The 26,969-nt window shown below is 67.6% G+C and carries 21 protein-coding genes and 2 pseudogenes; 7 read left to right on the plus strand and 16 right to left on the minus strand.

Annotated features, from left to right (window positions below; genetic code table 11):
• Nucleotides 1-66: 66 nt before the first annotated feature.
• Nucleotides 67-246 (minus strand): hypothetical protein, encoded by a 180-nt coding sequence (locus NS4_RS00905; protein ID WP_157105823.1) that lies wholly within the window; start codon nt 244-246, stop codon nt 67-69.
• A gap of 1,138 nt (nt 247-1,384) precedes the next feature.
• On the opposite strand from NS4_RS00905, the pseudogene NS4_RS33780 reads away from it, so the two are divergent.
• Nucleotides 1,385-1,738, plus strand: a pseudogene (locus tag NS4_RS33780) (SDR family oxidoreductase); the annotation flags it as partial.
• A 197-nt stretch (nt 1,739-1,935) separates the two neighbouring features.
• Here NS4_RS33780 and NS4_RS33785 read toward each other — a convergent pair.
• Nucleotides 1,936-2,133 (minus strand): annotated as a pseudogene (locus tag NS4_RS33785) (IclR family transcriptional regulator domain-containing protein); the annotation flags it as partial.
• A complete protein-coding gene (locus NS4_RS34020; protein WP_369690192.1) occupies nt 2,051-2,683 on the minus strand; it encodes a helix-turn-helix domain-containing protein in 633 nt (210 codons plus the stop codon). The pseudogene NS4_RS33785 and the gene NS4_RS34020, both read right to left, overlap by 83 nt.
• Before the next feature lie 338 nt (nt 2,684-3,021).
• Here NS4_RS34020 and NS4_RS00925 point away from each other — a divergent pair, with 338 nt between their 5' ends.
• Nucleotides 3,022-4,392: a cytochrome P450 gene (locus NS4_RS00925; protein ID WP_084486467.1), complete on the plus strand. Its 1,371-nt coding sequence runs from the start codon at nt 3,022-3,024 to the stop codon at nt 4,390-4,392.
• 137 nt (nt 4,393-4,529) lie between these two features.
• On the opposite strand, the gene NS4_RS00930 is transcribed toward NS4_RS00925, so the two are convergent.
• The 3 genes from NS4_RS00930 to NS4_RS00945 form a co-directional block, all read right to left on the minus strand.
• Entirely contained in the window at nt 4,530-6,164 is a 1,635-nt protein-coding gene (locus tag NS4_RS00930; protein ID WP_084486478.1) for a SulP family inorganic anion transporter, read from the minus strand.
• Between the two features lie 150 nt (nt 6,165-6,314).
• Nucleotides 6,315-6,644, minus strand: coding sequence for an ArsR/SmtB family transcription factor (locus NS4_RS00935; protein WP_063057540.1), 330 nt, complete (start codon nt 6,642-6,644; stop codon nt 6,315-6,317).
• 398 nt (nt 6,645-7,042) lie between these two features.
• Nucleotides 7,043-8,203, minus strand: a complete 1,161-nt coding sequence (locus tag NS4_RS00945) for a lipase family protein (RefSeq protein ID WP_063057542.1) — start codon at nt 8,201-8,203, stop codon at nt 7,043-7,045.
• 556 nt (nt 8,204-8,759) lie between these two features.
• Between NS4_RS00945 and NS4_RS00950 the strand changes: the two genes are divergently transcribed.
• Complete coding sequence (locus tag NS4_RS00950) at nt 8,760-10,727, plus strand: neutral/alkaline ceramidase (protein ID WP_063057543.1); 1,968 nt, start codon at nt 8,760-8,762, stop codon at nt 10,725-10,727.
• Nucleotides 10,728-10,823: 96 nt separating this feature from the next.
• Here the strand turns inward: NS4_RS00950 and NS4_RS00955 are convergent, their stop codons facing one another.
• Together NS4_RS00955 and NS4_RS00960 are read right to left on the minus strand one after the other, a co-directional pair.
• Nucleotides 10,824-11,339 (minus strand): hypothetical protein, encoded by a 516-nt coding sequence (locus NS4_RS00955; RefSeq protein WP_063057544.1) that lies wholly within the window; start codon nt 11,337-11,339, stop codon nt 10,824-10,826.
• Nucleotides 11,340-11,415: 76 nt separating this feature from the next.
• Complete coding sequence (locus NS4_RS00960) at nt 11,416-12,630, minus strand: cytochrome P450 family protein (RefSeq protein WP_063057545.1); 1,215 nt, start codon at nt 12,628-12,630, stop codon at nt 11,416-11,418.
• An 871-nt stretch (nt 12,631-13,501) separates the two neighbouring features.
• Here NS4_RS00960 and NS4_RS00965 point away from each other — a divergent pair.
• Nucleotides 13,502-13,915 carry an ATP-binding protein gene (locus NS4_RS00965; protein WP_501193439.1) on the plus strand — a complete coding sequence of 138 codons (414 nt, stop codon included), beginning with the start codon at nt 13,502-13,504 and terminating at the stop codon, nt 13,913-13,915.
• A 647-nt stretch (nt 13,916-14,562) separates the two neighbouring features.
• On the opposite strand, the gene NS4_RS00970 is transcribed toward NS4_RS00965, so the two are convergent.
• Genes NS4_RS00970 through NS4_RS00980 form a run of 3 tightly spaced genes read right to left on the minus strand, consistent with a single transcriptional unit; the run spans nt 14,563 to nt 16,335 of the window.
• Nucleotides 14,563-14,898, minus strand: a complete 336-nt coding sequence (locus NS4_RS00970) for a DUF1801 domain-containing protein (protein ID WP_063057546.1) — start codon at nt 14,896-14,898, stop codon at nt 14,563-14,565.
• Between the two features lie 46 nt (nt 14,899-14,944).
• Complete coding sequence (locus NS4_RS00975) at nt 14,945-15,781, minus strand: SRPBCC family protein (protein WP_063057547.1); 837 nt, start codon at nt 15,779-15,781, stop codon at nt 14,945-14,947.
• Nucleotides 15,778-16,335, minus strand: a complete 558-nt coding sequence (locus NS4_RS00980) for a winged helix-turn-helix domain-containing protein (RefSeq protein WP_063057548.1) — start codon at nt 16,333-16,335, stop codon at nt 15,778-15,780. Before NS4_RS00980 ends, NS4_RS00975 begins: the two co-directional genes overlap by 4 nt.
• Nucleotides 16,336-16,762: 427 nt before the next feature.
• Here NS4_RS00980 and NS4_RS00985 point away from each other — a divergent pair, with 427 nt between their 5' ends.
• Nucleotides 16,763-17,707, plus strand: coding sequence for a phosphotransferase family protein (locus NS4_RS00985; RefSeq protein ID WP_245664937.1), 945 nt, complete (start codon nt 16,763-16,765; stop codon nt 17,705-17,707).
• 92 nt (nt 17,708-17,799) lie between these two features.
• Here the strand turns inward: NS4_RS00985 and NS4_RS32555 are convergent, their stop codons facing one another.
• Together NS4_RS32555 and NS4_RS00995 are read right to left on the minus strand one after the other, a co-directional pair.
• Complete coding sequence (locus tag NS4_RS32555) at nt 17,800-18,651, minus strand: TetR-type transcription factor C-terminal domain-containing protein (RefSeq protein WP_063057549.1); 852 nt, start codon at nt 18,649-18,651, stop codon at nt 17,800-17,802.
• A 344-nt stretch (nt 18,652-18,995) separates the two neighbouring features.
• Complete coding sequence (locus NS4_RS00995) at nt 18,996-19,577, minus strand: TetR/AcrR family transcriptional regulator (RefSeq protein ID WP_063057550.1); 582 nt, start codon at nt 19,575-19,577, stop codon at nt 18,996-18,998.
• A 100-nt stretch (nt 19,578-19,677) separates the two neighbouring features.
• Here NS4_RS00995 and NS4_RS01000 point away from each other — a divergent pair, with 100 nt between their 5' ends.
• Entirely contained in the window at nt 19,678-20,817 is a 1,140-nt protein-coding gene (locus tag NS4_RS01000) for an acyl-CoA dehydrogenase family protein (protein ID WP_063057551.1), read from the plus strand.
• Nucleotides 20,818-20,968: 151 nt separating this feature from the next.
• Here the strand turns inward: NS4_RS01000 and NS4_RS01005 are convergent, their stop codons facing one another.
• Together NS4_RS01005 and NS4_RS01010 are read right to left on the minus strand one after the other, a co-directional pair.
• Nucleotides 20,969-22,504 carry an ATP-dependent DNA ligase gene (locus NS4_RS01005; RefSeq protein WP_063057588.1) on the minus strand — a complete coding sequence of 512 codons (1,536 nt, stop codon included), beginning with the start codon at nt 22,502-22,504 and terminating at the stop codon, nt 20,969-20,971.
• A gap of 56 nt (nt 22,505-22,560) precedes the next feature.
• On the minus strand, nt 22,561-23,082 hold the full coding sequence (locus NS4_RS01010; protein ID WP_084486484.1) for a DUF1360 domain-containing protein: 522 nt from the start codon (nt 23,080-23,082) through the stop codon (nt 22,561-22,563).
• 761 nt (nt 23,083-23,843) lie between these two features.
• Between NS4_RS01010 and NS4_RS01015 the strand changes: the two genes are divergently transcribed.
• Complete coding sequence (locus NS4_RS01015; protein ID WP_063057552.1) at nt 23,844-25,196, plus strand: lipase family protein; 1,353 nt, start codon at nt 23,844-23,846, stop codon at nt 25,194-25,196.
• Between the two features lie 47 nt (nt 25,197-25,243).
• On the opposite strand, the gene NS4_RS01020 is transcribed toward NS4_RS01015, so the two are convergent.
• Nucleotides 25,244-26,662, minus strand: a complete 1,419-nt coding sequence (locus NS4_RS01020; protein ID WP_063057553.1) for a lipase family protein — start codon at nt 26,660-26,662, stop codon at nt 25,244-25,246.
• Nucleotides 26,663-26,969: the final 307 nt, after the last annotated feature.

The following is a 26,969-nucleotide window of genomic DNA, read 5'->3' on the forward strand; positions in this document are numbered from 1 at the left end:
AGGGTATGCCTTGCGCGGTGGGCGATATTCGTGGCAGGAGTTTGCTGTGGCACGCGCACGGCGATCTCATCGGCCTCCCGACAGGATCACGCCCCGGCGAGCGGAGACCTGGCCGCGGTTGAGCTGCGCCAGCAGCCGCCCGGTGCGCAGCACTTGCCCGATGGTCGGGGTGTTTACCAATGGCAGTTGACCGTGATAGTCGTCGCGACGAGCCTCCTCGACCGCGACGCGTTCTCGCCGCGACAACGCCGTCACCGCCGCCGGTAGCGGGCCAACTCGGCGCTGTCGTAGATGCGGTTGTCGATGCGGATCCGGCGGCCTCGCGCCGCTGCCGCTGTGACAGCGTCGTCGCCGCCGGGTCGTAGCCTTTCCTCGGACACATACCCGGAGGCGGATCCGGCGGCAGCCCGGTTTCGACCTCAATGACGTGCAGCGCTGCACCGCCGCGACCGCGTCCGTGGGCAACGCCTCGAGAAGGCCGTGTGGCTCCACCGGCGGCAATGCCGCAGCACCCAACACCGCAAAGTCCACCGCCGCTAACGGATACGACGCCAACACCAACCGGACAACACCGGAGTCCGACCGCAACCGCACCGACGTCCCAGCCAAATCCACAACCGGATGCTCGTCACCATCGAACACAACATGATCGCCCCACCCGCAGCACCGGACGCGCCAACCCCATCAGCCCACCACAATCGGCGAATCGGCCGCGGAGACCTCGGTGTCCGGTGACAGCGGCACCGACAAATCCACGCGCAGGCGATGACACCACAGCAGGTGAACACCGTCGGCAACACCGCGATCGGATCGCCCACCGATTCGGCCACCGACATCAACCCCGCCGGTGCAGCGAACGCGTCCAGCACCGCACCGGTGACCTCGGGCAGGTTGTTGCGCGGATGCCGGTAACCCGACAGCCGGCGCACTTTCGCCATGAGGACCGGATCCGAGACACCAGCCACCTCATACCGCCAGCCGAGTAGCGCGCACGCCGCTCGTGTCGCCGAGAACATCTCGGCATCAGTCGGTTCGATCCGATCGAGCGGACGGCAATCCAGCACCAGAGCACCACCCCATCGGCGTGCCGGGCGAAATAGTCCGGAGCGTGCGACCGCGGCTTGCGCTCCGCGGTAGTTGATCTCGACCTCACCGCCCGATGGCGGCGTAGGTGCGGCCCCGCGCACCGGAATCGAGCTCGGCACGAGCAGGCGGTCTGCCCGCCGGAACCGGCCCACGTCCTCAGAACCCGCAACCTATGTCCGAACTCCGCAACAACCCCCGCGACCTAACCCCGAACTCCGCAAGCCATATCCGAACAGAACAGATGTGCCCAAAATCGCGCCGCTGTAGGCGCGGACCCGTGATGTCCGCCGAGCTCGCACCCAGGGGTGGGCGGATCATCGACAACGGGCTCGCTGTCGGCGCATACGCCGCGGTCGGCCAGCGCCGCCCACACGGCCACCGAACACGGGGTGACGGGTCCGACGAAGTCGATCGCGCGGGACGGACGCGACTACCACATCTGCTGCACTCAGATCGATATCGGCAACGCGGCCACGGCCATGACCGAGGGAGCGGGGGTATCGGCGCGGCAGCCCGAGGGGAGCCGGCGCGCCGAGCCGACCTTCGATCCGAGGGCGGGCGCAGTGGTCCGGCCGGTCGAGCTCCCGCTCGACGTCACGTGCCGTTCATGACGATCCCGGCCAACCGGATGGCTTTCGCCGAGCGGGGCTGAACGGGCCGCGCACCGTCAGTGGCGCTGCAGCACCGGGCGGACGACGGACTGGGCGCGGGCCAGGTCTCGGGAGATCGACACCGCGGTGGTACGGACCGCGGCGTCGATACGGGTGAGGTCGATCCGGGGCCGGCCACCCCTGAGGACGAAACCGCGCCGAGTACGCCGCCACCGGGCCCGAAGATCGGTGCGGCGACGCCGACGATGCCCCGGATCGCTTCCTGGTGGTCGAAGGCCACACCACGCCGGCGGACCTGCTCGAGTTCGCGATCCAGCTCACCGGAATCGGTGATGGTGTTGTCGGTGCAGAACTTAGCGTCTCGGGCCGCGGCGTCGCCGCCCCGTCGGAGTAGGCCAGGATCGCCTTCCCCGAGCAACTCGCATGCGCGGGCCACCAGCCGCCGATCTGTTGCGGGAGCCGCGGGCCGTCGTCGTCGCGGAACACGCCGAGGTACACGAGATCGAACCCGTCGAGCACACAGAGCCCGACGTTGTGTCTCGTCGCTTCCCGCAGAGTCGACAGGTGCCACCGGGCCGCCTCGCCAGGTTCCGCTGACGGGGAACCGACTCACCGATCTCGAACAGCAACAGGCCGAGCCGGTAGTCCTTGCCATCGAGTCCGAGCAGGCCCACGCGTACGAGGTCGTCGGGCATCCGGTGCACCGTCGTCTTCGCCAGCCCCGTCCGGCGTACCAGTGCCGCTGCACTGAGGACGCCGGGGCTGTCCCGGAACGTCTTCAGGATCTCGGTGGTGCGGCCGATCGCGGATATCTCGCCCTCGGCCCGGTGAACGGGACTCATGCGGATATTCTGGCCAGCCCCGCGCCGCGCTGTCGAGACTCGCGTGCCACCTGCCGGTGCGTACTCGCCTCGGAAGACGCCGGCCCGGCCCGCGCGAACAGTGTTCACCAACGCCGTCTTCGCCGCCGGATGTGGGCCTCGCATCTCCGTATAGGGTTTCCCCTAATTGCCCGAAGCATGCTCTGCCGGCTTGAATATCGAGAGTTGTCGGATACTTCGGAAAGTATTCATCGACACGGTGTCGCCGGAGAAGGGCATGCCTGTTCGATGGGGCGCCGGTAGAAATGCCCGACGCAAAGTACTTTATATCCGTTTGGGGAAAGCTTTCGAAATGATATCCACCGATTCGATCGGTGCCGGGAATTCGTGCTCGGCGGTCATCCGGCGCCGTCCCGTTCCGGTTTCATCGCCGAGGATTATCTTGGTTGTGCCGCAATAATTTTGCCCGTGAAAATACTGTATCGACTGATCGAGGAGTCGTGATGACTGCTGCCGTTGTACCCGGAAAGTCGCCGAGACGAGCGTGGCCACTCATCGGTCACGGTATGCAGTTGCAGCGGCGGCCGTTGGAATTCCTGGCCGAGTTGCACGCGCTGCCCGAACCGATTGTCCGCATCCGGCTGGGTCGGGACGAGGCCTATGTGGTGACGACCCCTGAGCTGCTCGATTCACTATTGCGTGGGAAGATCTCCCGAAGCGTGGAGAAGGGCGCATTCTTCGATGCCATGCGAGTGGTGCTCGGCGATGGAATCGTCGTCTCGTCCGAACCGAAACATATGCGTCATCGCCGGTTGATGGCACCGGGTTTCCATCGCGAACGAGTCGCGGAATACGTCGACATCATGGCCGACAGTACGGCGAGCATGATCGACGCATGGCACGCGGGCCAGCGGATCGAATTGGACCGGGAGCTGGGTGGGCTGGCCATGCGGATCGTGGCGCGGGCGCTGTTCTCCAGCGATATTGCCGAAGATCTGGTGAGCGAGTCGCTGCGGGCCTTTCCGATCATCGTCGCCGAAGTGCCGAAACGGACGATGATGCCCTGGCTGGCGCGGCTGCCGCTGCGCAACCGTGCCTTCGACGCCGCAGTGCGGCGGTTGCTCACCGTCGTCGATCGCATCATCGCGGAGTACCGGGCCCGGGAGCGCGATCACCACGATCTCGTCTCGATGCTCCTCGCGGCCCGTTTCGACGACGGCACCGGGCTCAGCGACCAGGAAATCCGGGACGAAGTCATGACGATGTTCGCCGCAGGATATGAGACCGTCTCGAGTACTTTGGCTTTCGCGTTTCACGAGCTCGGGCAGCGCCGGGATATCCGCGACCGGTTGGAGCGTGAAGCGGCCGAGGTGCTCGGCGGCGGGCCGGTGTGCGCGGACAATATCCGCGACCTCGTCTTCGCCGAAAAGGTCGTCACCGAGACGCTGCGCCGCTACTGCCCGCCCTGGCTCGGCATGCGCGAGACAACGGCCGGAATCGAACTCGGCGGCGTTGCCATCCCGGCGGGAGCAACGATCATCTACTCCAACTACGCATTGCACAACGACCCGAAGTATTTCGCGGACCCGGCGACCTTCGACCCGGATCGGTGGACCCCGGAGTACCGCAAGGCGGTGACCCGCAGCGGGGCGTTCCAACCTTTCGGCATCGGCAATCGCAACTGTATCGGCGAGCCCTTCGCGTGGCTGGAGGCGACGACCATCCTGGCGACGGTGGTCGCACGAGTCCGGCTGGAGCCGGCGGCCGCAGTGGCGGTGCGCGAAACCGCCGCGGCCACAGTCCAGCCCGATCGGTTGCCGATGATCGTGCACCCGCACGTGCCCGCCGGACGGCCCCGTTCGATCGTCACCTGATCGGGATGGTCCGCCGCGGACCCGGCCGGGAGAGCTCGGCTCGGGTCACGTCCTCGGACAGAGGGCGTGCCAGGTCCGCCGCCGGAGAGCACCTGCCGGTGGAAACCTGTTTCCCGCCGTTGTCCCGGCCGGTTCTCTCAGGTTCGCGCCGGGGCCGGTAGGTGGTCGCGGGCGTAGGCGATGGCGTCGTCGGTATGGGCGAAGAGGTGGTCGGCGGCGGGGAGGGCGTCGAGTGCGGTGAGGCGTCGGTGGTGGTCCTCGCGCAGACCGGCGAACAGCACGGTGATGTTGCGGTGGTGAAGTTTCGTGATGGCGTCCTCTAGTACGAGTGCGCCCGTGGTATCGAGTGCGGTGATGTGGGACATGCGCAGGATGACGACGTGGACGTCGGTGACATCGGCGAGTTCGAGGAGGAAGCGGTGGGCGGCCGCGAAGAACAGGGGGCCGTTGATGCGGTAGGCGACGATGTGGTCACGCAGCAGCTCGTGTTCTTCGGCGAGGTGGTCGGTGTCGTCGAGCGGTAGTTCTTGCAGGTGCGCTTCCCGCGCGACCGCACGCAGGGCGAGCAGGACTGCGATGCCGACGCCTACGGCGACGGCGGTGACGAGGTCGAAGACGACGGTGGCGGCGAAGGTGATCACCATGATCGCGGCGTCCCCGCGGGAAGCGCGGGCGATCGCGGTCAAGGACGCCGTTTCGACCATCCGCACCGTCGTGGCGAGCAATACGCCGGCCAGGGCGGCCAGTGGAATATCGGCGACCACGGGCGCGGCGAGGTAGAGCAGGGCGGCCAGCACGACCGCGTGGGTGAGGGCGGCCAGCCGGGTGCGGGCGCCGGAGCGGACGTTGACGGCGGTGCGCGCGATCGCGCCGGTGGCGGGAACACCACCGAACAGTGGTGCGGCGATATTGGCCAGGCCCTGGCCGAAGAGTTCGCGGTCGGGGTTGTGGCGGGTACCCACCGACATCGCGTCCGCGGCGGTGGCCGACAACAGTGATTCCAGCGCGGCCAGCGCCGCCACCGCCAGTGCGGGAGCGACCAATGCTCCGAGCCGGCCGGGGTCCAGGAACCCGAGGGAGGGGGCGGGGAGCCCGGCAGGCAAGGCCCCGATGCGGGCGAGGTCGAGCCCGGCGAGTTCGGCGACGGCGGTGGCGACCGCGACCGCGACGAGCGCGAACGGCAGTTTGGGCAGGTACCGGCCACCGATCAGGACGGCGGCGGCGACCAGCAGGGCGGTGACCACGGGGGCGGGGTCGGGACGGTCGAGGTAGTGGCCGACGGCGTCGGCGGCCAGCTGCCACATCTTCTCACCCTCGGCATCGCCGATCCCGAGGGCAGAGGGGAACTGCTGCAGCGCGATCACCACGGCGATACCCGCGGTGAAACCTTCGATGACCGGGGCCGGCATATAGCGCACGGCGCGCCCGACACCGGCCACCGCGAGAACGATCAGGATGGCGCCGGCCATCAATCCCACGGCGAGGACGCCGGGTCCGCCGTGTTCGGACACGATCGGCAGCAGCACCACGGTCATCGCGCCGGTGGGCCCGGAAACCTGGAAACGGGAGCCACCGAAGACCGCGGCCGCGGTACCGGCGACGATCGCGGTGGCCAGACCGGCGGCGGCGCCGAGACCGGAGCTGATTCCGAAACCGAGCGCGAGCGGCAGGGCCACCAGGGCGACGAGGACACCGGCGAGCAGATCGGAGCCGGGAGAGCGCAGCGCCGGTTTCCAGTCCGCCCAGGTGGGCAGCAGGGCGCGCACGGTCATGATGCGTCGGCCGTGGTGCCGGCGGAACGGGCGGGCAGTGATCGATCGATCTCCACGAACATCTCCCTCAACTGAATAACTATGTAGTAAATCATGCAAGTAGTGGCCGGGCGGCATTCCCTCGCGTACGCGGAAAGGCTTACCCGCCTGTCAGACGGGCTGGTCCAGAACCTCCGCCTGCCCGGCCACGACCCCGGTCAAGATGGCCCGCGCAGTGGTCAGCAACTGCGCCACCTGAGGTGAGGTCAGCTCGTAGGTCACCGACAATCCCTCGCGGCGACCGGTGATCAAACCGGCCCTCCGTAGGACGGCCAGCTGCTGGGACAGATTCGCCGCCTCTATATCGATATCGTCCAACATCTCCGATACCGCGTGCTCACGCTGACTGAGCAACTCCAGCACCCGGATCCGCACCGGGTGCCCCAAGGTTTTGAAGAACTCCGCCTTCATCTGATACAGGGGCCTGCTCGATCCCGGCATCCGCCCTGCCTTTCGATTGAGGTGCCCATCCTCGGTGACCGGCTGGTTGCCTACATTAGCAAACAGGAGCATCGGCGGTTCCCGTGCGGTGCGAGGCGTTCAGCGGTCACATCGATTTCGGCAGCGGTTCGTTCGGCGGCCGGTAGATCGTGGCCGCCGCCGGACGCGAGATGATGCGGAAGGCCCGGCCGGCACCTCGATCCGCCGACCTCCGAAGCCGGGCCACGGCCGACTCTGTGGTCACCTGGCCGAAGCGCACTGACCGATGGGCGAGCCGGGCGCGGTCGGGTTCCGGCGGATCGGTCAGGTGGCCGAGCGTATCCGCGCGGGAACCCGAGTTGCCCACAGCGGTTCGTATACCGACCGTGGGCAACTCGGGACCGTGCGCGGAAGTCCGCTCAGCAGGAGACGGGCGCGGGCTCGCCGCGAACCCGGCCCTCGAGCCACGCCAGCATTGCGGGTGCCCCGGCCGCCGCCGCGGACAGATGTTCGAAGGAGGGAACCAGCAGCGTCTGCAATCGCACCCCCGCCGCACACCACCGGCGGTTGGTGCTGTCGATGGCGTCGACCGGAACCAGCGGGTCGGTCGGCGAATGCCACTCGAAAATGGGGATCTCCGGAACGCGGCCGTAGAGTTCCACGCTGTTCTCCTCCACCACGGCCCAGGCATCGGGCTGGTTGAAGACAGTGCGCTCCGTGGCGAACTCGTGCGCGCTGCCACCGGCGCCGATGGCGAGGATGTCGTTGGTGCAACTGTTGGCCATCGCGTCCCGCAAGGCGAGACCACGCTGATTCAGATTCGAACTGACCTTCACCCGGTCCGGGTATTCGCGCTCGAGGCCGATGGCCGCCGCCATCGCCAGTCCGAAGGCGGGATGGGGCTCGAAGCCCAGCCCGTTGGCCATCGAAACCAGGTTCATCGGGGCTCCGCCGATGGCCGCGCCCGCGAGTCGCAACTCAGGTGCGTAGGACGGCTGCAATGCGGCCGCCCACGCCGTCGCGAGGCCGCCACCGGAGTAGCCGGCCAGCACCGCCGGGCTGTCCGCAACGGCGAGTTCGGGCAGCCGCTGCACCGCCCGGACGCCGTCCAAGGTGATCTGGCCGCCCAGGCGTCCGGCTCCGAGTGCGAAATGCGGTCCGAGATGATCCGGCAGTGCCACACTCCACCCCCGCTGCAGCATCGCGCCCAGCGCCGGCATGATCACCGACAGGTTCAGGTCGGCGCCGTAGAGCCGGTGCGATACCGCGCAGTCGGTGCCGAGCGAATTGATGAAATGTTGATACGACAGCAGCGGTGCGCCGGGTCGATGGCCCGCGGGGGTGGCGATCGTGGTGGTCGCCGCGATCGGCGCGCCCCGCGAATCGGTGGAACGGAATTTGACCAGCCGGACCGTGGCGCCGGGGAAGACGGCCACCGGTGGCAGGACCCGCACGTCGAGCACATCACCCGGCCGATGCGCCGCCAGATCGGCAGGGGCGGCGTAGAACAGGTCCGGGTCGGGGCGGGGATAGATCGGTTCCGCGGTTGCCGGTGTCGCCACCAGCAGGGTGCATGCCATACCGCCGAGTGCACCCAGAAAGCGAAGAAATGGACGAGTCACGACCTCAACCTCCAGGAAGGGGGAGTAGTTCGCCGCAAGTGCCGATTCGCAGCCGGAAGGGATCGCTTCGGTGAGCAAGCTATCACGCCGTGCCGAGGTGGAGCCGTATTGAAGAAAGGCGCGTTCACGTGCGAAGAAGAGAAGTTACCGAGTGCGGGAAGCGCCGGTGCTGTGCGCTTGTACAGCAGGGTTCGGACGTCGGTCCCTCGGCGCCGCGGCCGGGCTGCCGGGCGTGCTGCGCCCCTGCTTCACTCGTGCGCCGGCCGCTCGTCGGGGGATGATCGGCCCGAAGTGCCCGGGTGAACGCACCCCGCCCCGGGCGCCGAGGCGGGAATCATTTCTTCACACTCGCCCCGCTCCGCCGTGCCGACTTCCCGCAGACCTCCGTCTCCGTGTCCGATCGGCGAAACCCTGGGCCGCGCAGGGCAATCCCGACTTCGTCCTTGCTAGTTTGTCGGAGTATGAATCCGGACCGCTGCCGCGGGCGGTTCCCACAGGACGGAAGAAGAGGTCGATGCCGGAAACCAACTATTCGCCCGACCGCCATCTGGTCGGGCGAGGTCTTGCCGACATCACCGGAGAACCGGTCGAGGTCGGCATGCTCGGCTACGGCAGGGCCGATCAGAAGGCCACCGGAATACACCTCCGATTGCGCGCCCGCGCCTTCGTCTTCGCGGACCCGATCGTCGATCGGCGGGTGCTGCTGATCGTGAGCGAGCTGCCGCTGATCTTCTCCAGCATCACCCAGGAGGTGCTGCGCCGCCTGGCCCAGCGCTTCGGCGACACCTACACCGAGTCCAATGTGATGCTCACCGCAACCCACACCCACTGCGGTCCCGGCGGCTATTCACACCACCGTTTGTACAACAGCTCGACCGGATTTCGCCCCAAAACCTTCGCGGCGATCGTCGACGGCATCGTCGAGGCGGTCGAGCGGGCACACGAGGATCTCGCACCGGCCACCCTGCGCCTGGTCCACGGCGAGCTGCGCGATGCCAGTGTCAATCGCTCGCGAGCGGCATTCGACCGGAACCCGGAGGAGGACAAGGCTTTCTTCCCGGATGCCATCGATCCGCAGACGACGCTGCTTCGTATCGATCGCGAGGGCGAACCGGTAGGCGCCATCAACTGGTTCGCCACGCATGGCACGTCCATGACCAGCAGGAACACGCTGATCAGTGGTGACAACAAGGGGTATGCGGCCTACCACTGGGAGCGTGTGGTCGAGGGCGTGGACTATCTGGCGGACCCGGATCCGGACTTCGTCGCCGCTTTCGCGCAGACCAACGCCGGTGATATGTCCCCGAACCTGGACGGTAGGCCCGGTCACGGCCCCACCGATGACGAGTTCGAGAACACCCGGACCGTGGGCCTGCGCCAATACGAGGCCGCTGCGAAACTCGCCGCGGGCTACGTGCCGCGAATGGCCGGCACCATCGATTACCGCTTCGTACATGTCGACCTGTCCGCGGTGACCGTGTCCGCCGAGTTCACCGGAGACGGGCGCGAGCACCGCACCGGCAGACCCGTCGGGGGTGCGGCCGCCTTCGCCGGCGCGGGGTACGACGGCCCCACCCACTGGAAGACATTCCACGAAGGTCGCAATCCGGGCTGGGATCTGCTGTCGCGGTGCGTGTACCGCTTCGCGCCGGCACTGCGGGATGCGCAGGCGCCCAAGGCGCTCGTCGCACCGGGCGGACTCCTCGATCGGTTCGGGCCGTACGTGCAAGAGATCGTTCCGGTATCGCTCATCCGAATCGCCGAGTTGTATCTGATCGGTATTCCGGGCGAGGTGACCATCGCCGCCGGTCTGCGGTTGCGGCGCACGGTAGCGGCTGTTCTCGGCGTCGAGCCGGCCAATGTCCTGGTCGCCGGATACAGCAACGCCTATATCCATTACGTCACGACTCCTGAGGAGTACGCCGCACAGCACTACGAGGGCGCGAGTACTTTGTTCGGTCGATGGGAGCTGCCGGCCCTCCAGCAGATCGCAGCGCAGCTCGCCACCGCGATGCGCGACGAGGCCGCGGTACCGTCGGGTCCCGGGGCGCCCGATCTGACGGAGCTGCAGCGCCCCGCGGAAACCACACCGCCCCCGGACTTTCCGCCGGTAGGGCACAACTTCGGCGACGTGCTCACCGAGCCGGCGCCTGCGTATCGCGCCGGCGAGCGGGTGGAAGTCGAATTCGCCGGTGCGCACCCCAATCACAAGCTACATCGCGGCAGCACTTATCTGATGGTGCAGCGGCGCGACGAGGATCGGTGGCGAACGATCGCCGGCGACGGCGACTGGTCGACCACCTTCAGCTGGTCGCCCGGCCCCGCGTCGAGCTCGCGCGTCACCATCGCCTGGCACAGCCCCGCCGATGCGACACCGGGCAGCTACCGGATCCGCTACTTCGGCGACGCGGTGCAGCTCAGCGGCGACCGCGTCCCGATCAGCGGCACCTCTCCCGAGTTCCTGATCGAGAGCGAGGACTGAATCGGCGTGGGTAGGATCCGGCGAGGAAAGTGCGCAGTGCACCGGCCGTCGGGCAGGTGGTTGCGGCGGCTCCTCGCCGCCTCCGGGGGGGCGTCGCTAGCTACCGCGGGCCGGCCGACCGGCCGCCACCCATTTCTGATGTCGTTTCACCGTGCGGTCGAAGATCCAGGAGATCTCTTTCCCGCTACGTCGATCGAAAGCGATCTTGCTCATATGCGTAGGGTCGTGAAAAGCCGTCCACATCGGTGAGTCGATGACACACACGGGATCCGGCCGGTCGGGTGGATTCGGGGGCAGAAGTGCCCAGATTCCCTCCAACGCGCGTCGAAAGGTCTCGCCGACGAAGTAGACGAATCGCACGCCGACTTCGATGTTCTTCTCCGACACCATCTCGTCGAAGTTCGAATAACGCCGGAGCATCTCGTGTTCCACGGTTATCAAACCTTCGCGGGTCCAGAGGTGACCGTGGAGTTCGGGGACGTCGACGTCGACGAATTCGTTCTCCATGGCTTCCTGTTGCATCTGTATCCATGCGTGAAAGCTCTCGTCCTTCTGGATCTGCTGGTATTCCAGCGTGTCCCGGACCGTCGTCGGCTCACCTGTCGAGGGCATCGAATCTCCATTTCCGAATCGGTGTGAGTCTATTTCATGGTCGATTCGGCGGTGCGGTCGTGACAGTCCCGGACCGCTACACCGAGTTCAGCGGCGGCGAGGGCGGAAAGACGACCGGTAGTACCGCCAGGGCCCGGTGGAACGGTCCAGGACGCCAGGCCAGCTCCTCGACCGCTACTGCCAGCTCCATCTCCGGGAGCGCGTCGAGCAGCAGGTCGATCGCGGTCTCGACCACCATGTACGCGGGCGACCGGGCCGGGCAGGCATGCGGTCCGATACTCCAGGCCAGATGGGACCGATTGCCCGCGAAATCGTCCCCACGGACAGCGGGATCGTTGTTGCACGCGGCCAGACTGATCAGTACCGGCTGATCGGCCGGCAGCCACGTATCCTCGATGAGGATCGGCTGACGCGGATAAGTGGGACAGAAGTTCGCCAGCGGCGGATCGTTGAACAGCACCTCGTCCAGCGCGTCACGGGTGGCCAGGCTGCCGCCGAGCATGCTCTCGCCGAAACGTTCATCGGTCATCATCAGCAGCAGGGCGTTGACGATGAGATTTCGCAGCGGTTCCACTCCGGCGGCGTAGATCGTGCTCAGGTTGTACAGCGCTTCCTCGTCGTCGAGTGCCGACGGATGGTGAACCAGCCTCGAGGCGACATCGTCGCCTGGATCGGATCGTTTCGCGAGAATGATCTCCAGCAGCGCCTCGGCGGGGCGTTTCAACTCCCATTGCGCATCGACACCTTCGAAAAGCTCTGCCACCCCCGCCGCCACCCGCTGCCCCAACTCCGGTGTGCATCCGACCATACGGTTGAGCACCTGGAAGACCAACGGGAACGCATACTGGGAGACGAGATCGGCACTACCCGACTCACAGAACGAGTTGATGAGCGGGCCGGCGATCCGTTCCACGTCCTGGTGCAACCGGTGCAGATCTATTCCGTCGAGGGCGTACACATGAGCCTGCCGATAGCGTTGATGCAGTTCGCCACTGTTGTGCAGGACGGTCGGGTTCCACTTCATCATGGGCCGTATCGGTGAATCGACCGGGATGCTCTTCTGCCAGTGTCGTGGGTCCGCGGGAAACCGTTCGGGATCATTGAGAATTCGAAGAGCGGCAGCGTACCCGATCACCAGGGTGGCCGGTACACCCGGCGCGAGTTCGATAGGGACCAGCGCGCCGTAGCGATCCCGCATGGCGGCATAGGCACGATGCGGATCGTGCGCGAATTCCTCCGAATAGATACTGACGCGCGGCTCCACCCCTCCGGTGGGTTCGCCGTGGATCATCGGGCACCTGCGGGCGAGCGCTGTTTCTGTGGCACCGAGGTGTACTGCACGGTCAAGGGCGAGACTCCGATCAAGGGAACGGTTACTCGCCGAGGGCGACCCTCCCTGCGGACAGGAACGCGGTCCCCGCTCGGCGAGCGACGCTGTTGCACGAACACGTTCGCCGATTCCTACATATCGTTCGGCGATGTCCGCGCCGAACCATCAGCAAAGAAGTCCGTAGGTATCTGCGTTGTGCACGGTACCGGTCTCCGGGAGGTTGCACACAAAATTCTTGCCGACCGGTGAAACCGGTTATGGCGGAATCGATTCAGCGTGTTCGGGTCCGTCGGCGGCAGCATCCGTCGGTGCCCTGCCAACTCCGTGTATCGCCGGCTCGCGGTACAGATGATGCCGGCGCCCACGCCGGCCGGGCATCGGGGCCGGGTTCGTCTCGGCGGGGACTTCGGGCCGAACGACTGTCGACGTGGATACCGGGAAGTACCAGCTGCCCCGCAGCTTTGCCGGCGGCGCGAGTGACCGCGCGGCCCCCTGAGCGGGCATGGCAAGGGCGAATCGGATCGCCGCCCTGATCTGCGAGTGCAGCCGGATCACGTTGCGGTGCCGCGGCCGCGCCGGTGCGCGGTGGCTCTGCCCGCGGCCTGGTCGGACCCGGTATGGCCGTGGGACTCCGTAAAGGGTCGTGGCGGAGTGGGCGAGTGGCCGCCGTGGGCTTCGAGGCGATCGGGTGCGCGGCTCAGGGGGTGGACGGCGAGCAGCAGGGCGGCGTGGCCGGGGCCGTTTGCGTCGGTGGATGCCGGGTACGCCGGGTCGAGTCGAAACGGGAACCAGAAGGGTACTCGTGAGGTCGGGAGAAGGAGCCGGAGTGGCGATGGTGACGCTGGGCCCGGTGCTGGGTGCTCACGGTGGGGGCGGTCCGGTGGTCGAGCTGGATCTGAAGACGGTGACGATGGCACGGGTGCGCAGCGAGATACGCCGTCTGCTCGCCGGTGGTAGCGGTATCGAGGTCTGCGATGCGGTGCAGGTGAGCGACGAGTTGGTCAGTAACGCTGTGCGGCACGCGCGTTCGCCTCGTACCTGCCGGTTGTGGGTGCACGGCCGCGACTGGTTCGGTGTCGAGGTGCGTGACGGTTCGCTGGTGCCGGCCCGGATTCGCACACCCGATCAGGTGGGTGGGCGCGGGCTGCGGCTGGTGGCGCAGCTGGCGGCTCGGTGGGGGATGGACTTCGAGGACGGCGGGAAGACGGTATGGGCCGAACTCGGCCGACGCGCCACCATGCGCTGATCATCGACCGGTCGTGGCCGGCCGGTCGGCGCGTCAACCGCTGTCGCCATCCAGCACACCAGCCCGAACAAGGCCTTCGCAACGATCGTCGATTTCACAGTTCCGGCAGCATGTTTCGTCTTGGACAGAGTCGGACAGCTGCCACTCGACCCGCCGAAGGCGCCGCAATCCCGGCTCTGCGGCCGCCTCCCGAACAGCCGGTCGGATCTCGGGCTAAGGCCACGGGGTAGATGGATGTCGTCTCGAAGAGAGTCGACTCCTGCGAGACCGTCGCAGACGCGATCCCACTCTCACCGACTCGCATGGAGCCGCAGGCCCGCGCCCGCGTCAGTCATTCGATGCGCCCACAACATACGTTGAGGTCAACCCGTCTTCCGGTCATACGCTCGGCGCGTCCGTGCGAACCCCTCGGCGTGCCCCGAGCCGACGGGCCGAGCGAGGACGCGGCATCGTCTGGTCCTGCGTTCGGACCGCCGCGGGCGATGACACCGGTTGAGGCGGGCCGGCAAACACCCGGGTGGGTCGACCGGCCGTCTTGCCTGTCCGGCGCCGCGGCCATGCGGTGGTTCGGCACCCGCGTGGGGCGAGCGACCGAAATACGGTCGCAATGCCCGCAACGCCGAACCCGCCGCACCCGAGACGAACACTCAGGTTGTCGCGGTCAGTAGGTCGGCCAGTCGGCGGTAGTCGACTTCTTGGCCTTCGGTGAAGGTCGCGGCTTTGCGTTCACCGTTGCCCAGCGAGCGCAGGAAGCCCTTCTCCTCGGGAATGTCGGCGGCATTGAAGACCATGAACGACACCTTGTCCTTGGCGACGGCGATCACGGCGACGTGGTTGCCGTCGAGGAGGTAGTGCGGTTTGCCGTACTGCAGACGTTCTTCGACGCCGGGCAAGGTGTCGAAGACGAGCCGGCGCAGCTTCTCGCACAATGTTGCCTGCCAGGGCTGCGTTTTGGTGATGTACTGGGTGACTTTGTCGTCCATGATGATGTCCTTTGCCGGTGGTGTTGTGTTGGAGGGGGTTCGGGGATCAGGATGCCGCGGTGATCGGTGCCCAGTCGTCGATCTCGTGGAAGCGGCGCAGTTCGGCCAGGCCGCTGAGCATGCCGAGCCAGGCCGGATAGGGCGGATTGTTCTGGTCGAAGCCGCTCGACACCAGGGTGAGGCGGGTTCTGCCGTCGGAACCGGCGAGCTCCCAGGTGCTGATACCGCCCGGGCCCCAATCGATACCGACGCGTTCCCCGGGTACCAGCTCGACGATATGCGCCGGCTGTGGGTCGGCATCGAGACCGCCCATGGCGAATCGGCCGTCGACCTGCGGTTCGATCTCCACCGGGTAGCCGAACCACTGCGACACCTCCTCCGAGGAGATCAGCGAGTCGTAGACCGCCGCCGGCGCGGCATCGATCTCGACGGTCGCGCTCAGTTCGGCTCCGGTGAAGTCACCGCGGGCGGTGAGCGGACGACCGTCGAGGTAGTCGACCAGATTGGCCAGCGACAACGCCCAGAACGATTGGAGAACACCACGAATACTCGCGCCGGTGATGATGTCGTCGAAGTCGAAATGACTCTGTGTGACGGTGATCCGTGTTTCGTCGTTCTCGACACCGACCGACAGCTCGGTGGTGGTCCATTCGCCGTCGAGCAGCCAGGACAAATGGATGGATGTATCGGTGCTGTCGATGACCTTCTGATGGGGCGCATCGCCTTCCGGAATGGAAGGCCCCCAGAAGTCGTATCGCCGCGGCAGGTCGATATCGGCCTTCTCGGCGAACCATGTCGTCACTGCCTGCGGGTCGGTGAGTGCCTCGAACGCGGCGGCGGGGGAGGCGTCGGTCCGGACGCTGATGATGAGCGGTTCGGTCATGATCGATCCTTCTCGAAGGGGTAGCAGGCGACGGCGAGTTTGAAGGACTCGCCGTCGCTGCCGCCGTATTTGGTGAACAGGGTCTGCAGGGCGGTCTGTAGATCGGTGAGGAATTCGGCGCGTTGGTCCGGGCGTAGTGCGATCTGCCCGGAAATCCCCAGCGACGGCAGATCCGGATGGGCCAGGTCGATCTCCGCCACATCTCGCTGTACTTCCTCGGTCAGGTCGAGAAGATGTCCCAGGCTCATCGCGTCACTCGACCGGCGCGTGCCGATATGCCCGACGAGCCGGGGCGAGAGCCAGTAGGACCGGCCGGCCGCCTGGTACACGCCTTCACGCAGATTGCGCACCGTGCGCTCGGCGATCTGGCGGACCAGTCCGTGCTCAACCAGTCGTTTGACGTGGTAGTTGACCCGCTGCGGGGATTGCTCGAGGAGCCGGGCCACATCGGCACACGTCGCGGGCTCGGCCAGGGCGCGCACGATCTCGATCCGTTGCGGCTTGAGCAGTACCTCCGCTTGCGCGACCGAGTCGAGATAGACAACTTCCCTCACAAAAAAAGATTTTTACATACAAACCTGGATTTGTGAAGCGCTGCCCGCAACGCCGGCCCACCGGAGGGACGGCGCGGGATGCGGGTATGGGTGGGAAGCGTCCGTTCGGGTTGACGGATATCTGAAACGTGCCGATCAACCGATCGGTAACATGCCGGATTTCATCTCGGGATGATCTTCGTCCGACCGGACGACCCGGGAGGGTGCCGCGCGTTCAGTAGCCGGTATTCGCCCAATCCGAGGACTACAGCGCTTGACATCCGCGCATGCATTCGACGAGGCTACTGATGTCTATGTTCAGATCGACCGTTCGATCGGTTGGTTCGGAGGTTCGCTGATGCCGGATACGGTGACACCACCGGGCGTGGTGACTGCTGCGCTCGAGACGTTTCTCCGGGCGGAGTGCCCGGGGATGGTGAATGGCCCGTTGCGTGTCGATCTTTTGTCGGGTGGGCGGTCGAACCTGACCTATCTGCTCACCGACGGCCATGAGCGCTGGGTGCTGCGCCGGCCGCCACTGGGGCATGTGCTGGCCACCGCACATGACATGGGCCGGGAATACCGGCTGCTCAGCGCGCTGTATCCGACGGAAGTGCCGGTTCCGCGCCCGCGGGTCGCCGCCGGACCCGGCGTGTTGGACGCACCCTTCTACATCATGGACTTCGCGGACGGGGAAATCCTCCGGGATCGCGAGCGGCTGGAGGCGTTCGCCGACCGGGCCCCGGCGGCGGCCCGGAGCCTGGTCGAGGTGCTGGTCCGGCTGCATCGGCTCGATCCGGAGACCGTGGGTCTGGGTGAGCTGGGACGTCCCGTGGGCTACCTGGAACGGCAGGTTCGTCGGTGGGGTGAGCAATTGGCGGCCTCGCACAGCAGAGACCTGCCCGACCTCATGACGCTCGGCGACCGGCTGGGCCGGGCGCTACCCGGGAAGCAACGCGCGAGCATCGTACACGGTGACTATCGCCTCGACAATGTGGTGATCGATCCGGACAGCGCGAGCGTGACCGGTGTCCTGGACTGGGAGATGGCCACACTCGGTGACCCGTTGACCGATCTCGCCTCGATGGCGATCTGGTGGGACGGGATCAGCGGCCTGGATAGTCCGGTCGCCGCGGTACCCGGAGATGTTCCCGGTTTCCCTGCGGGCGAGGTCCTGATCGACCGGTACGCGCGCGAGACCGGATGGGACCTGGACGAATTCGCCTGGTACCTGGGCTTCGCCTATTACAAGGTCGCGGTGATCTTCGAAGGAATCCACTACCGCGCCCAGCAGGGACTGACCGTAGGGGAGGGATTCGACCGCCTCGGCGGCATGGTCCCCGACCTGGTCGAACGCGGTCACGCGGCCCTGAGCGCGCCGGGCCCGCGGTGACCACGCGGACGGGCGCACCGCAACCATGAACGCCTGCTGAACGAATCCGATCGATAGATCGGTCGCGCTAGGGATTCAGCCCGCGCGCCGCCTCAACGCCGGACTCGTACGAGGTCCGCCGCGAACTCGGTGTACTGCCGGGCGGTCGTTTCCGGCGACATCCCGCCCGAAGGTGACCACCACTGCGGCAGCGCTGTGCAGAGGGTGACGATCGCGCGTGCGGCCTCGCGTGGGACCGGGGTGTCCATCAGGCCGCGCCGGCATCCCTCGACGACTTCGTCGTCCACCATGTCCTGGACGTTCCGCCGGGCTCGCACGATTCGCGACCGGTGCGGCTCTTGCAGGCTGCGCATCTCGCTGGCCCCGAGGAAGCCGAGTTCGCGGCGGTAGGTGTGGAACAGCGCGAGGCATTCGACGAGAAAGGCCAGTCGTTGCACGGGTCCGTCGCCTTCGGCGCGCGCGGCGCGGCAGCGTTGCTGCAGGTCGGCCATGGTCAGATCCAGCAGCGCGACGAGCAGATCCTGCTTGGTCGGCCAGTGGTGGTAGATACCGGCGACAGAGAGATCGGCGCGCGCTCCTATATCGCGGATGGTGGCCCCGTGGTATCCGACTTCCACGAATGCCTCCAGCGCGCCGTGTAGTGGCGCGGGCAGTTGCAGGGAAGGAAAATCGCGCCACGAGGCAGCATCGTCGCTCTCGGGTGCGGCGGACCGGAGCAACTCGTCGCGGTCGGCGCCGAACAGCCGGGCGGCCGCGGTGAGCCGGTCCTCGGTAATCCTGGTCAGTCCGTTCTCGGTCGCGCTCCAGGTGCCCACGCTGACACCGACGGCCGCCGCGACCTCCCGGATGGTGAGTCGCTTGCGTTTCCTGGCTTCGCGCAGGCGGCGGCCCAGCGCTTCGCGGTCTTCGCCGAGGCCGCGCTCGTCCTGTGCCCGGTCTGTCAAGCCCGTGCTCCTTCGTGGCGGACGAGGTCTCGTCGTGTTCGTGCCGGTCGGTCCGCGGTCGCGACCCGCGCCGTTCAACCTACCGCTCGTCCGCTCGGTTCGGAGGCGGTGGCGGTACGGGCACCGGCTTCGGCGACGGTGCTCCGGCGTCGGTGTTCCTCCGGCTCGACGTGGGCCGACGCCTGAGTTGTGTGTCGCCGGAAGGTGCCGTAGCCGCCGCGGCGATTCCGGGATCGGAATCGGCACGGGCTGCGGGTGCGGGGCGCGATCGGTGGTGGACGGCCATTCGGCTCGTATCCGGCCGGCTCGGTCCGTCCGGCGGAAGCGAGGATACGGCGACGAAGCTACCGGGCGCTGATGCCGTGGGTGAGGATGGCGGCGAGTTCGCGATAGGCGGCGGCGTCGTCGAGTCCGGTGCGGGTGCGGACACCGCCCTGCTGGATACGCACCATCATGGTGGCGGCCAGGTCGGCGGCGAACGCGGCGTGGACGCCGCGGAATTCGCCGGTGGCGACGCCGTCGTCGATGAGTTCCTGGACGCGGCGGGCGGCGATGCGGGTGTTGCGTTCGTAGACCTCGCGGGCAGGCGCGAAGGCGTCGAGGTCGGTCATGAACCGGGCCGACGCGGCGGAGAGGGCTGCGCCGACCGCGGTGAGGTAGGCGGCGATGCGCTCCAGGGACCCGTCGGTCGCGGATACTCCGGCTTCGACGGTTGCGGTGGCGCGTTTGAAGAAATGCACGGTGGCGGCGGTGACCAGCTGTTCCTTGCTGCCGGCGAGGGTGTAGAGCGTGGATTTGGAGCAGCGCAGGCGCGCCGCGATGGCGTCGAGCGTCAGGTGGGCGAACCCTTCGGCGAGGAACAGCCCGACCAGCTCGTCGAACAGTTCGGTGCGGCGGGGGGTCGCGAAGGTCGAGCGCTGTTCCATGCCGGAAATAGTACTGCGGAGCTCCTTGCAGTACTGGGTCCGGAACAGTACTGTGACGGGGAGCAAAGTACTGTCCCACGTATCACCGGAGGACCTTCCTGTGGCTGTCGATCGACTCCTGCCCACCGGCGAGGCGCGGGATCTCATCCGGCTGACCCGCGATGTGGCCGATAAGGTGCTGGCCCCGATCGTCGACGAGCACGAGAAGGCCGCGACCTATCCCGAGGGCGTGTTCGCCACGCTGGGGGAGGCAGGGCTGCTGAGCCTGCCGTATCCGCAGGAGTGGGGCGGGGGTGGACAGCCGTACGAGGTGTACCTGCAGGTGCTGGAGGAGATCGCCGCGCGCTGGGCCGCGGTCGCGGTGGCGGTGAGCGTGCACAGTCTGGCCTGTTACCCGCTGATGGAGTTCGGTAGCGCGGAGCAGAAGCAGCGTTGGCTGCCCGATATGCTGGGCGGCGGCACGATCGGCGCCTACAGTCTGTCCGAGCCGCAGGCGGGTTCGGATGCCGCCGCGCTGACCTGTAAGGCCACCGCCGTCGAGGGCGGATACCGGGTCGACGGTGCCAAGGCGTGGATCACCCACGGCGGTATCGCCGATTTCTACAACCTGTTCGCGCGGACCGGCGAGGGATCGAAGGGTATCTCGTGTTTCCTGGTGCCCAAGGACACCGAGGGGCTGAGTTTCGGTAGGCCGGAGGAGAAGATGGGTCTGCACGCGGTGCCGACCACCTCCGCGCACTACGACGATGCCTTCGTGCCCGCCGAACGCCGGATCGGCGCGGAGGGGCAGGGCTTGCAGATCGCGTTCAGCGCGTTGGATTCCGGCCGGCTGGGCATCGCCGCGGTCGCGGTCGGGCTCGCCCAGGCCGCGCTGGACGAGGCGGTGGCCTACGCGCAGCAGCGAACAGCATTCGGCCGCAGGATCATCGATCATCAGGGGCTGGGTTTCCTGCTGGCCGATATGGCTGCCGCGGTGGATTCGGCGCGTGCGACCTATCTGGACGCCGCCCGCCGTCGCGACGCCGGGCTGTCGTATTCGCGTCAGGCATCGGTGGCCAAATTGGTCGCCACCGATGCGGCGATGAAGGTCACCACCGATGCGGTGCAGGTGTTCGGTGGTTACGGATACACCCGGGATTTCCGTGTCGAACGCTATATGCGGGAAGCCAAGATCACGCAGATCTTCGAGGGCACCAACCAGATCCAGCGCCTGGTGATCAGCCGCCACCTCGCCGGCTGACCGGCCCGCGGCTGCCGATCCCGGCGGCCGAGGAGTTCATGACGGGGTAGTGCCACCGGGGCGCCGCGGAACACGCAGGCCGGCGCCCGGACATCCGGGGTCCACGTGATGCCGCGCGTCGTTCCGGCGGCCACGGTCCGGCCGGGCCGATTCAACCGCCCTGTTCGTAGAGCGCGCGGACGGTATCGACCGTATCGGCCTCCGCCGGGGATTTGTCGTCGCGGTAGCGCACCACGCGTGCGAACCGCAGCGCCAGCCCGCCGGGATAGCGTGTCGACCCCTGCACTCCGTCGAAAGCGATCTCGACGACCTGTTCGGGCCGCAGTCGCACGACGTACCCTTCGGTCGAACCGTCGGCGAGTTCGATGAAGCGCCGGGTCTGCCACTCCAGCATGGCGTCGGTCATCCCTTTGAACGTCTTACCCAGCATTACGTACCCGCCGGTGGCCGGATCACGAGCGCCCAGGTGGATATTGGACAACGTCCCGGTGCGTCGGCCGGATCCCCATTCGACGGCGAGGACCACCAGGTCCAAGGTGTGCACGGGTTTGACCTTGAGCCAGCCGGCGCCGCGACGGCCGGCCTCGTACGGCGCCGACGGTGACTTCGCCATCACACCCTCGTGTCCGGCGGCCAGCGTGCGGTCCAGGAACTGTTGTGCCGCATCCGGGTCGGCGGTCACCAGGCGATCGACCCGCTGGGCGCCGGGAACGAGCGTGTCGAGGGCGGCGAGCCTGTCGCGGGTCGGTAGATCGAGGAGATCTCTGCCGTCGAGATGCAGCAGGTCGAAGAAGAACACCGACAGCGGTTCTAGATCGCCCGCCTGCCTGCGGCCGAACCGGGCGGCAGTGACCTGGAATCGATGCGGCCGTCCATCGGGTCGCAACGCTATGGCCTCGGCATCGGCGATCAGATCGGTGGCGGGCAGCGCGAGTGTGGCCGCGACGACCTCGGGGAGCCGGCCGGTGACCTCGTCGAGGCTGCGGGTATAGATCGAGACCGCCGATCCGGCCCGATGGATCTGCACCCGCGCGCCGTCCAGCTTGGCTTCGAGAACGGCTGTGCCGCCGAGTCGTCGGAGTGCGTCGGCGACCCCGGTCGCGGTCTGGGCGAGCATCGGCCCGACCGGTTGCCCCGCGCGTAGCCGGAACTCCGCCAGCGCCGGCCGGCCGCCGGTGAGAGCCGCGGCCGCGACGGAGGGCAGCGCGCCGGCCAGCATCGCCGCGCGTCGGACATCGGCGGCGGGTACCCCGGCAGCTCCGGCGATCGCGTCGGCCATCACTCCGGCCAGCGCGCCCTGCCGCAATTCGCCGCTGAGCAGCCGGCGCAGGAATGTCTGCTCGGTGCCGGAGGCCGTCTCGAACAGATCGCGCACCAGTTCGGCGCGTGCGGTCCGCGCGCCCTTCCCAGCGACCGCACCGATCCGGGTGAATCGCGCGTCGACATCGGCGACCGTGAGAGTCGGCGTCGACGCGGGCGGCGGCAGCGACCGCAGCGCGGACCGGCCCACGCCGATCTGGCGTTGCGGCAGATCCCCGGAAAGCCAGGACGCGGTCACCGCGACCAGGTGTGCGCCGCCGTCTGCCGCGGCACGACTCAGCAGCGCGGCGAGCCGGTCGGTCTTGGCCCGCCGGGCCGATGCCGACGCGATATCGGCGGACGCGGCGGCGACCTCGGCTAGCAGCACGTCGAACAGCCTGGCATGCCGACCGGCCTCGGGCAATCAGCGGACCGGCGCGGCAACTATGCCCGCTCGGGTCCACCGGGCGCGCCGCTCGGGTCGACCACCGGATGTTCTCCTTCTGCGATCTGCTGGGCGGTCGCATAGGCGAGGTGCAGGAAGTCGGCGCCGGCCAGCGCCGCCGTGGCCTCGGTCACCGTTCGGGTCGCTCGTGGGGCGAAGACGTGCCCGATGGTTATGGCGGTGATGAGCCAGACGTCGAAGCAGAAGGGACAGCTGAGCAGTTCTCCGATGCTGTGGCCGACGCCGTCCTCGGCGCGCGGCCGCTCCATGACTTCCCCGGGGCCGCCGTCGCCGGTGGGCTGGGTGAAGGGGGCGCGTACGGGAGCGGTGACGGTGCCCTTCGTCATCAGCCGCGACAGTTTGTGGGCGGCCAACGCTGTGACCACGAGGTCGCGAGTGCTCATGGAGTCGGGGAGCCGGCGGCCGGTGAGACCGCCCAGCAGCGTCACGGCGCCGAGTGTCCCGGCATAGGCCAGGATCGTGGCCGTATAGCCGCTGAGGGGGCGTGGATCGTTACTCATGACGCGGAAATGTTCTCGCCGCGGCGGAGCGGAGGCAGGTGTTCGACGGTTACTGCGGCGCCGACCGACAGAAGACCGGTGCGCCGGCGGCCGCCGGCCAAGGGCTCCGTCGGCGCATCTCGGCGGTCTCGGTCCGCACCGGCCACGGTGCGCTGCCGCAGTGCTTCGAGATGCCGATGTCCGCGACGCCGCCGCGCCAGCACACAATATTGCCCGCTCAGTTCGGCCTTTCTTCGACCGGCGATCGATCGCATCGTCGGCATCTCCTCTCACATCGTCCTACGTCCGCGCCTACCCCGGCCGTGGAAGGGCAAACACCGACCAACCGATCGTCGCGGGGTACTCGCGTCGTGCCTGCCGCGGTATGCGGGACGTGACAGGGGAGGAAAGCGATCGATCCGGCCGGTAGCGGAGGGATACCGATGGCCTGCGGTTCGTGTCGCGGCCGTGCAGCTCGGCCGGTCTACACCTGCAAACTGCACCTCGGTCGCCCGGTTCCTCCGCCCACCCCACTGCCCGCACCACCGCGGAAGCCGCCGCCGACCCGGAGATCGGTACCGACCCGGGCGGGACGGACCCACAGCGTCGTGCGAGCCGGTCGGCGGGAGCCACGGCCGGGCCGGACGATCTCATCTGCGTGGTGGAAAACACAGCGGGACCGGCGATCCGCTGTGAACGGCCCTCAATCCCCTCCACCGATGGCGAATTCGGCAGCGACTGTCGATACTGATGGAAATTTGTTCGACTCGAGGGTGAGGGTAGTGAAGCCGCTTCTGGCAATCCTGGGAACTGTGCTCGTCGGTTGTGCGTGGTTGGGTGTACCCCCGACCCGTGCGTACGCGGATCCACCGACCGGCCCCGCGCAGCCGGAGGTCAACGATCCGTCACCGCTGCAGCAGTGGATCGACGGCACGGTCCCGGCGCCGGCGCAATTCGCGGGTGACGAGGCCGGATTATCACTGTGGCGCGGGGTGTTGCCGTCGGCGACCGGCGATCCCATTTTCGATACCTGGCCCGCCGACCTCCCGAATTTCTCGCCCGGCCAGATCATCGAGCAACGGGACGTCACCGCGACGACCGCCGCGCGGATGGCGACGCCCATTTCGCGGGCGACTCTGCTGAAATTCCGGTCCACCTCCGCATCGGGCGGTCCCTCGTTCGGCACCGCGACATTGATCGTCCCGGCGGCCGCGTGGACCGGACCCGGCCCCCGGCCGGTGGAGGTGAACGCGATGCCGATCAATTCCCTCGGCTCGCACTGCACCCCCGGATTCCAGTTCTCACACGACCTGCTGGATCGCCCGAACACCGATCTTCCGGTATTCCTGCCGTCGGTCTGGCTGGCGCTGAGCAAGGGACACGCGGTCCTCATGCCGGACCACGAGGGCCCGCTGATGGCGTACGCCGAACCCAATACCGCCGGGCATGTGATGCTCGACGCCATCCGCGCGGTTCGCACCTATGCGCCGGACGAATTCGCCGGCAGCCGATACGTGGCCATCGGTTATTCCGGTGGCGCGATCGCCTCCTACGCGACGGCCATGCTGCTCGACGAGTACGCGCCGGAGCTGCGCGACGTCCTGATCGGCGCGGCGGCGGGCGGCCTGGTCACCGACAATTCGAGCGTGGCCCACCAGTTCAACGGCAACATCTCCTCCGGGATCCTGCTGACGGTCGCGCTGGCCGTCGCGCGCGAACACCCGGAAATCCTGCAGCATATGAACAATCTCGGGCAGTGGGTGGCCACCTCGCCACTGCGTGATATCTGCGGCGACGCCTCCGGCCCCCTCGGCGTGGTCGGCATTCCGATCGACGTCGCGGCGAATACCGCGAATGCGCTCGACAGTCCGTTCGCGGCGAAGATGTTCGACCGGTTGGACCTGAGGGGACGCACCTCCGCCGTGCCGCTGTTCATCTACCACGGCTTGCACGACCCGTGGATTCCGCTCGACGACGCCGAGAACATGTATCGGCAACAGTGCGGCCGCGGCGTATCCGCTGTCTTCCGTGTCGTGGGCGGCGAGCATCTGCTCGGTTACGTCAGCGGCTATCCCGAACTCAGCGGCTGGATCGACGCGCGCCTGCGTGGTGAACCCGCCCCGAGCGAATGCTGAGGTTCGCCGAGATCCGGCCGGGTTGTCCGGAATGCGCCGGCGCGCGGTCAGCATTCACTGTGCGCCGGGATACCGCGTAGCCGCTCGTCCAGCCAGATCATGGCGTCCGGGTAGCCGAGGCCCGCGGCGATGATGTGCTCGCCGAGCACACTGCGGTAGACAGCGGTGACACCGAGTGAGCACTGCTCCTGGTAGAGGTTGCGCGCGCCCTCGGCCGGGATCCAGAACTCCTGTTCGCCGTTGTAGATGTAGAGCGGTGTCGCCGAGGCGAGCCCGGCCATCCGGGTCACCTCGTAGATGTCGCGTGCCAGGGTCGACCGTAGTGGGTCGGCGATATTCGCGGCGATATCGATCGGCAGCAGCAACGCGCCGAACAGCGCGAAAACGCTTATGCACTGGTCTTTTACCGGTGAGGTCGTCACCCACTGGGCGAGGTGGTTCATCCGGGCCAGGAGCTCGGGCCGCTCGCGGGCGATACCGAAGACAGCCGCCATGAAGACACCGGAGGCGAGATTGCCGTTCATACTGCGGGCCAGGATCTCGAAGTCGGCGGGCACCCCGCCGAGCGCCGCGCCGACCAGTGCCGGTGCGAGATCGGGCGCGTAACTCTCGATCAGTTTCGCCGCGCCGTGTGTGGCGATCGCGCCGCCGGAGTAGCCGGTCATCGCGAACCTGCTCGCGCCGAACTCGTCCGCCCGCCAGCCGCGCACCGCGCGCACCGCATCCAGTACCGCGTGGCCCGCGACGTAGGGCTCGGCGTAGGCCATCAGCGGGCCCTCGTGATCCGGAATGAGTACGGCATAACCGCGCAGTGCGGCCAGCTGGGTGGTGGGCGGCACGAAGTCGGTGAGCGCGCTTTCGAACGAGAGGCCGTGCGCCAGAGTATAACTCGGCGTGCATCGACGGCCGAGCGCGTCGATCGGAAGGTTGTTGACCAGTACCGGCCGCGCACCGGGCACCGGTGAGCCGGTCGCCGGGATCACCAGCGTGGCTGTGGCGAAGGAAGGCCGACCCTGCGCGTCGGTGGTCCGGTACTTGAACAGCACCGCCTGCCGGATCGGCACAATGACCAGTGGCGCGGCCGAGGCGGTGATATCGCGGACCTCGATCACCGCACCCGGGGCGAAGCCGACGAGGTCCGGCGGCCACAGATCGAATATCGGATCGCCGACCGGCGCGGGCAGCACCGCCTGATGCAGCGCCGCGAGTCCCGGCGCCAGGTCGTTCGTCTGCTCCGGCGGCGGCGCCGGTCGGGGGGCCGGCGCGATCGGCGGCGGCGGAATCACCTGGTCGATCCACTGCTGGATAGCGGGCAGGATCGCGCCGCCGACCTCCGCGGGCGGTGGCGGGACCGGGAGTCCGGCGAAGGGGGGAGCGGGCAGTGCGGGCGGCTGGGCGGCGGCCTGCCCGGTGAGCAACGGCACGATGACGAGCAGCGCGAGAGTGACGGCACGTAAACGTCTCATGGCACACGCCCCTGGGTGCGATGTCGATACATCTGGCACCCGGGAAGATGCGGGCTTTCATGCTCCGAAATGTCCCCTGTCGTACCGGGGCCAGGGGCCCAGGTTACGTGACGGGATGTCGATTGCTGTGATACGTCACAATATTGAGATGACCTGCTGCTGATTCGAGACAAAGGTGCCGCGCCCACTCCTCGTCATGTCGAGCACGCCGACCCTCGCATCCGGTCTGTCTCGCGCGGTCCGGACGCCGTCTCGGTCGTCTCGCCGCCGGGCGGCCACCGGAAGAGCACCCGGCCGGCCCCGATCG

It is taken from the genome of Nocardia sienata NBRC 100364 (assembly GCF_001613205.1).
Classification (GTDB): Bacteria; Actinomycetota; Actinomycetes; order Mycobacteriales; family Mycobacteriaceae; genus Nocardia; species Nocardia sienata.

Bases quoted from the DNA above. Each gene is read 5' to 3' on its own strand.
- NS4_RS34020 (WP_369690192.1), bottom strand. From the start codon at position 2,683: ATGCGAGGCCCACATCCGGCGGCGAAGACGGCGTTGGTGAACACTGTT.
- NS4_RS00955 (WP_063057544.1), bottom strand. From the start codon at position 11,339: ATGCCCTCGACAGGTGAGCCGACGACGGTCCGGGACACGCTGGAATAC.
- NS4_RS00935 (WP_063057540.1), bottom strand. From the start codon at position 6,644: ATGCCGGGATCGAGCAGGCCCCTGTATCAGATGAAGGCGGAGTTCTTC.
- NS4_RS00930 (WP_084486478.1), bottom strand. From the start codon at position 6,164: ATGACCGTGCGCGCCCTGCTGCCCACCTGGGCGGACTGGAAACCGGCG.
- NS4_RS00995 (WP_063057550.1), bottom strand. From the start codon at position 19,577: ATGGAACAGCGCTCGACCTTCGCGACCCCCCGCCGCACCGAACTGTTC.
- NS4_RS00950 (WP_063057543.1), top strand. From the start codon at position 8,760: ATGCCGGAAACCAACTATTCGCCCGACCGCCATCTGGTCGGGCGAGGT.
- NS4_RS00925 (WP_084486467.1), top strand. From the start codon at position 3,022: ATGACTGCTGCCGTTGTACCCGGAAAGTCGCCGAGACGAGCGTGGCCA.
- NS4_RS00975 (WP_063057547.1), bottom strand. From the start codon at position 15,781: ATGACCGAACCGCTCATCATCAGCGTCCGGACCGACGCCTCCCCCGCC.
- NS4_RS01020 (WP_063057553.1), bottom strand. From the start codon at position 26,662: ATGAGACGTTTACGTGCCGTCACTCTCGCGCTGCTCGTCATCGTGCCG.
- NS4_RS00960 (WP_063057545.1), bottom strand. From the start codon at position 12,630: ATGATCCACGGCGAACCCACCGGAGGGGTGGAGCCGCGCGTCAGTATC.
- NS4_RS00970 (WP_063057546.1), bottom strand. From the start codon at position 14,898: ATGGACGACAAAGTCACCCAGTACATCACCAAAACGCAGCCCTGGCAG.
- NS4_RS00965 (WP_501193439.1), top strand. From the start codon at position 13,502: ATGGTGACGCTGGGCCCGGTGCTGGGTGCTCACGGTGGGGGCGGTCCG.
- NS4_RS01010 (WP_084486484.1), bottom strand. From the start codon at position 23,082: ATGAGTAACGATCCACGCCCCCTCAGCGGCTATACGGCCACGATCCTG.
- NS4_RS00945 (WP_063057542.1), bottom strand. From the start codon at position 8,203: ATGGCATGCACCCTGCTGGTGGCGACACCGGCAACCGCGGAACCGATC.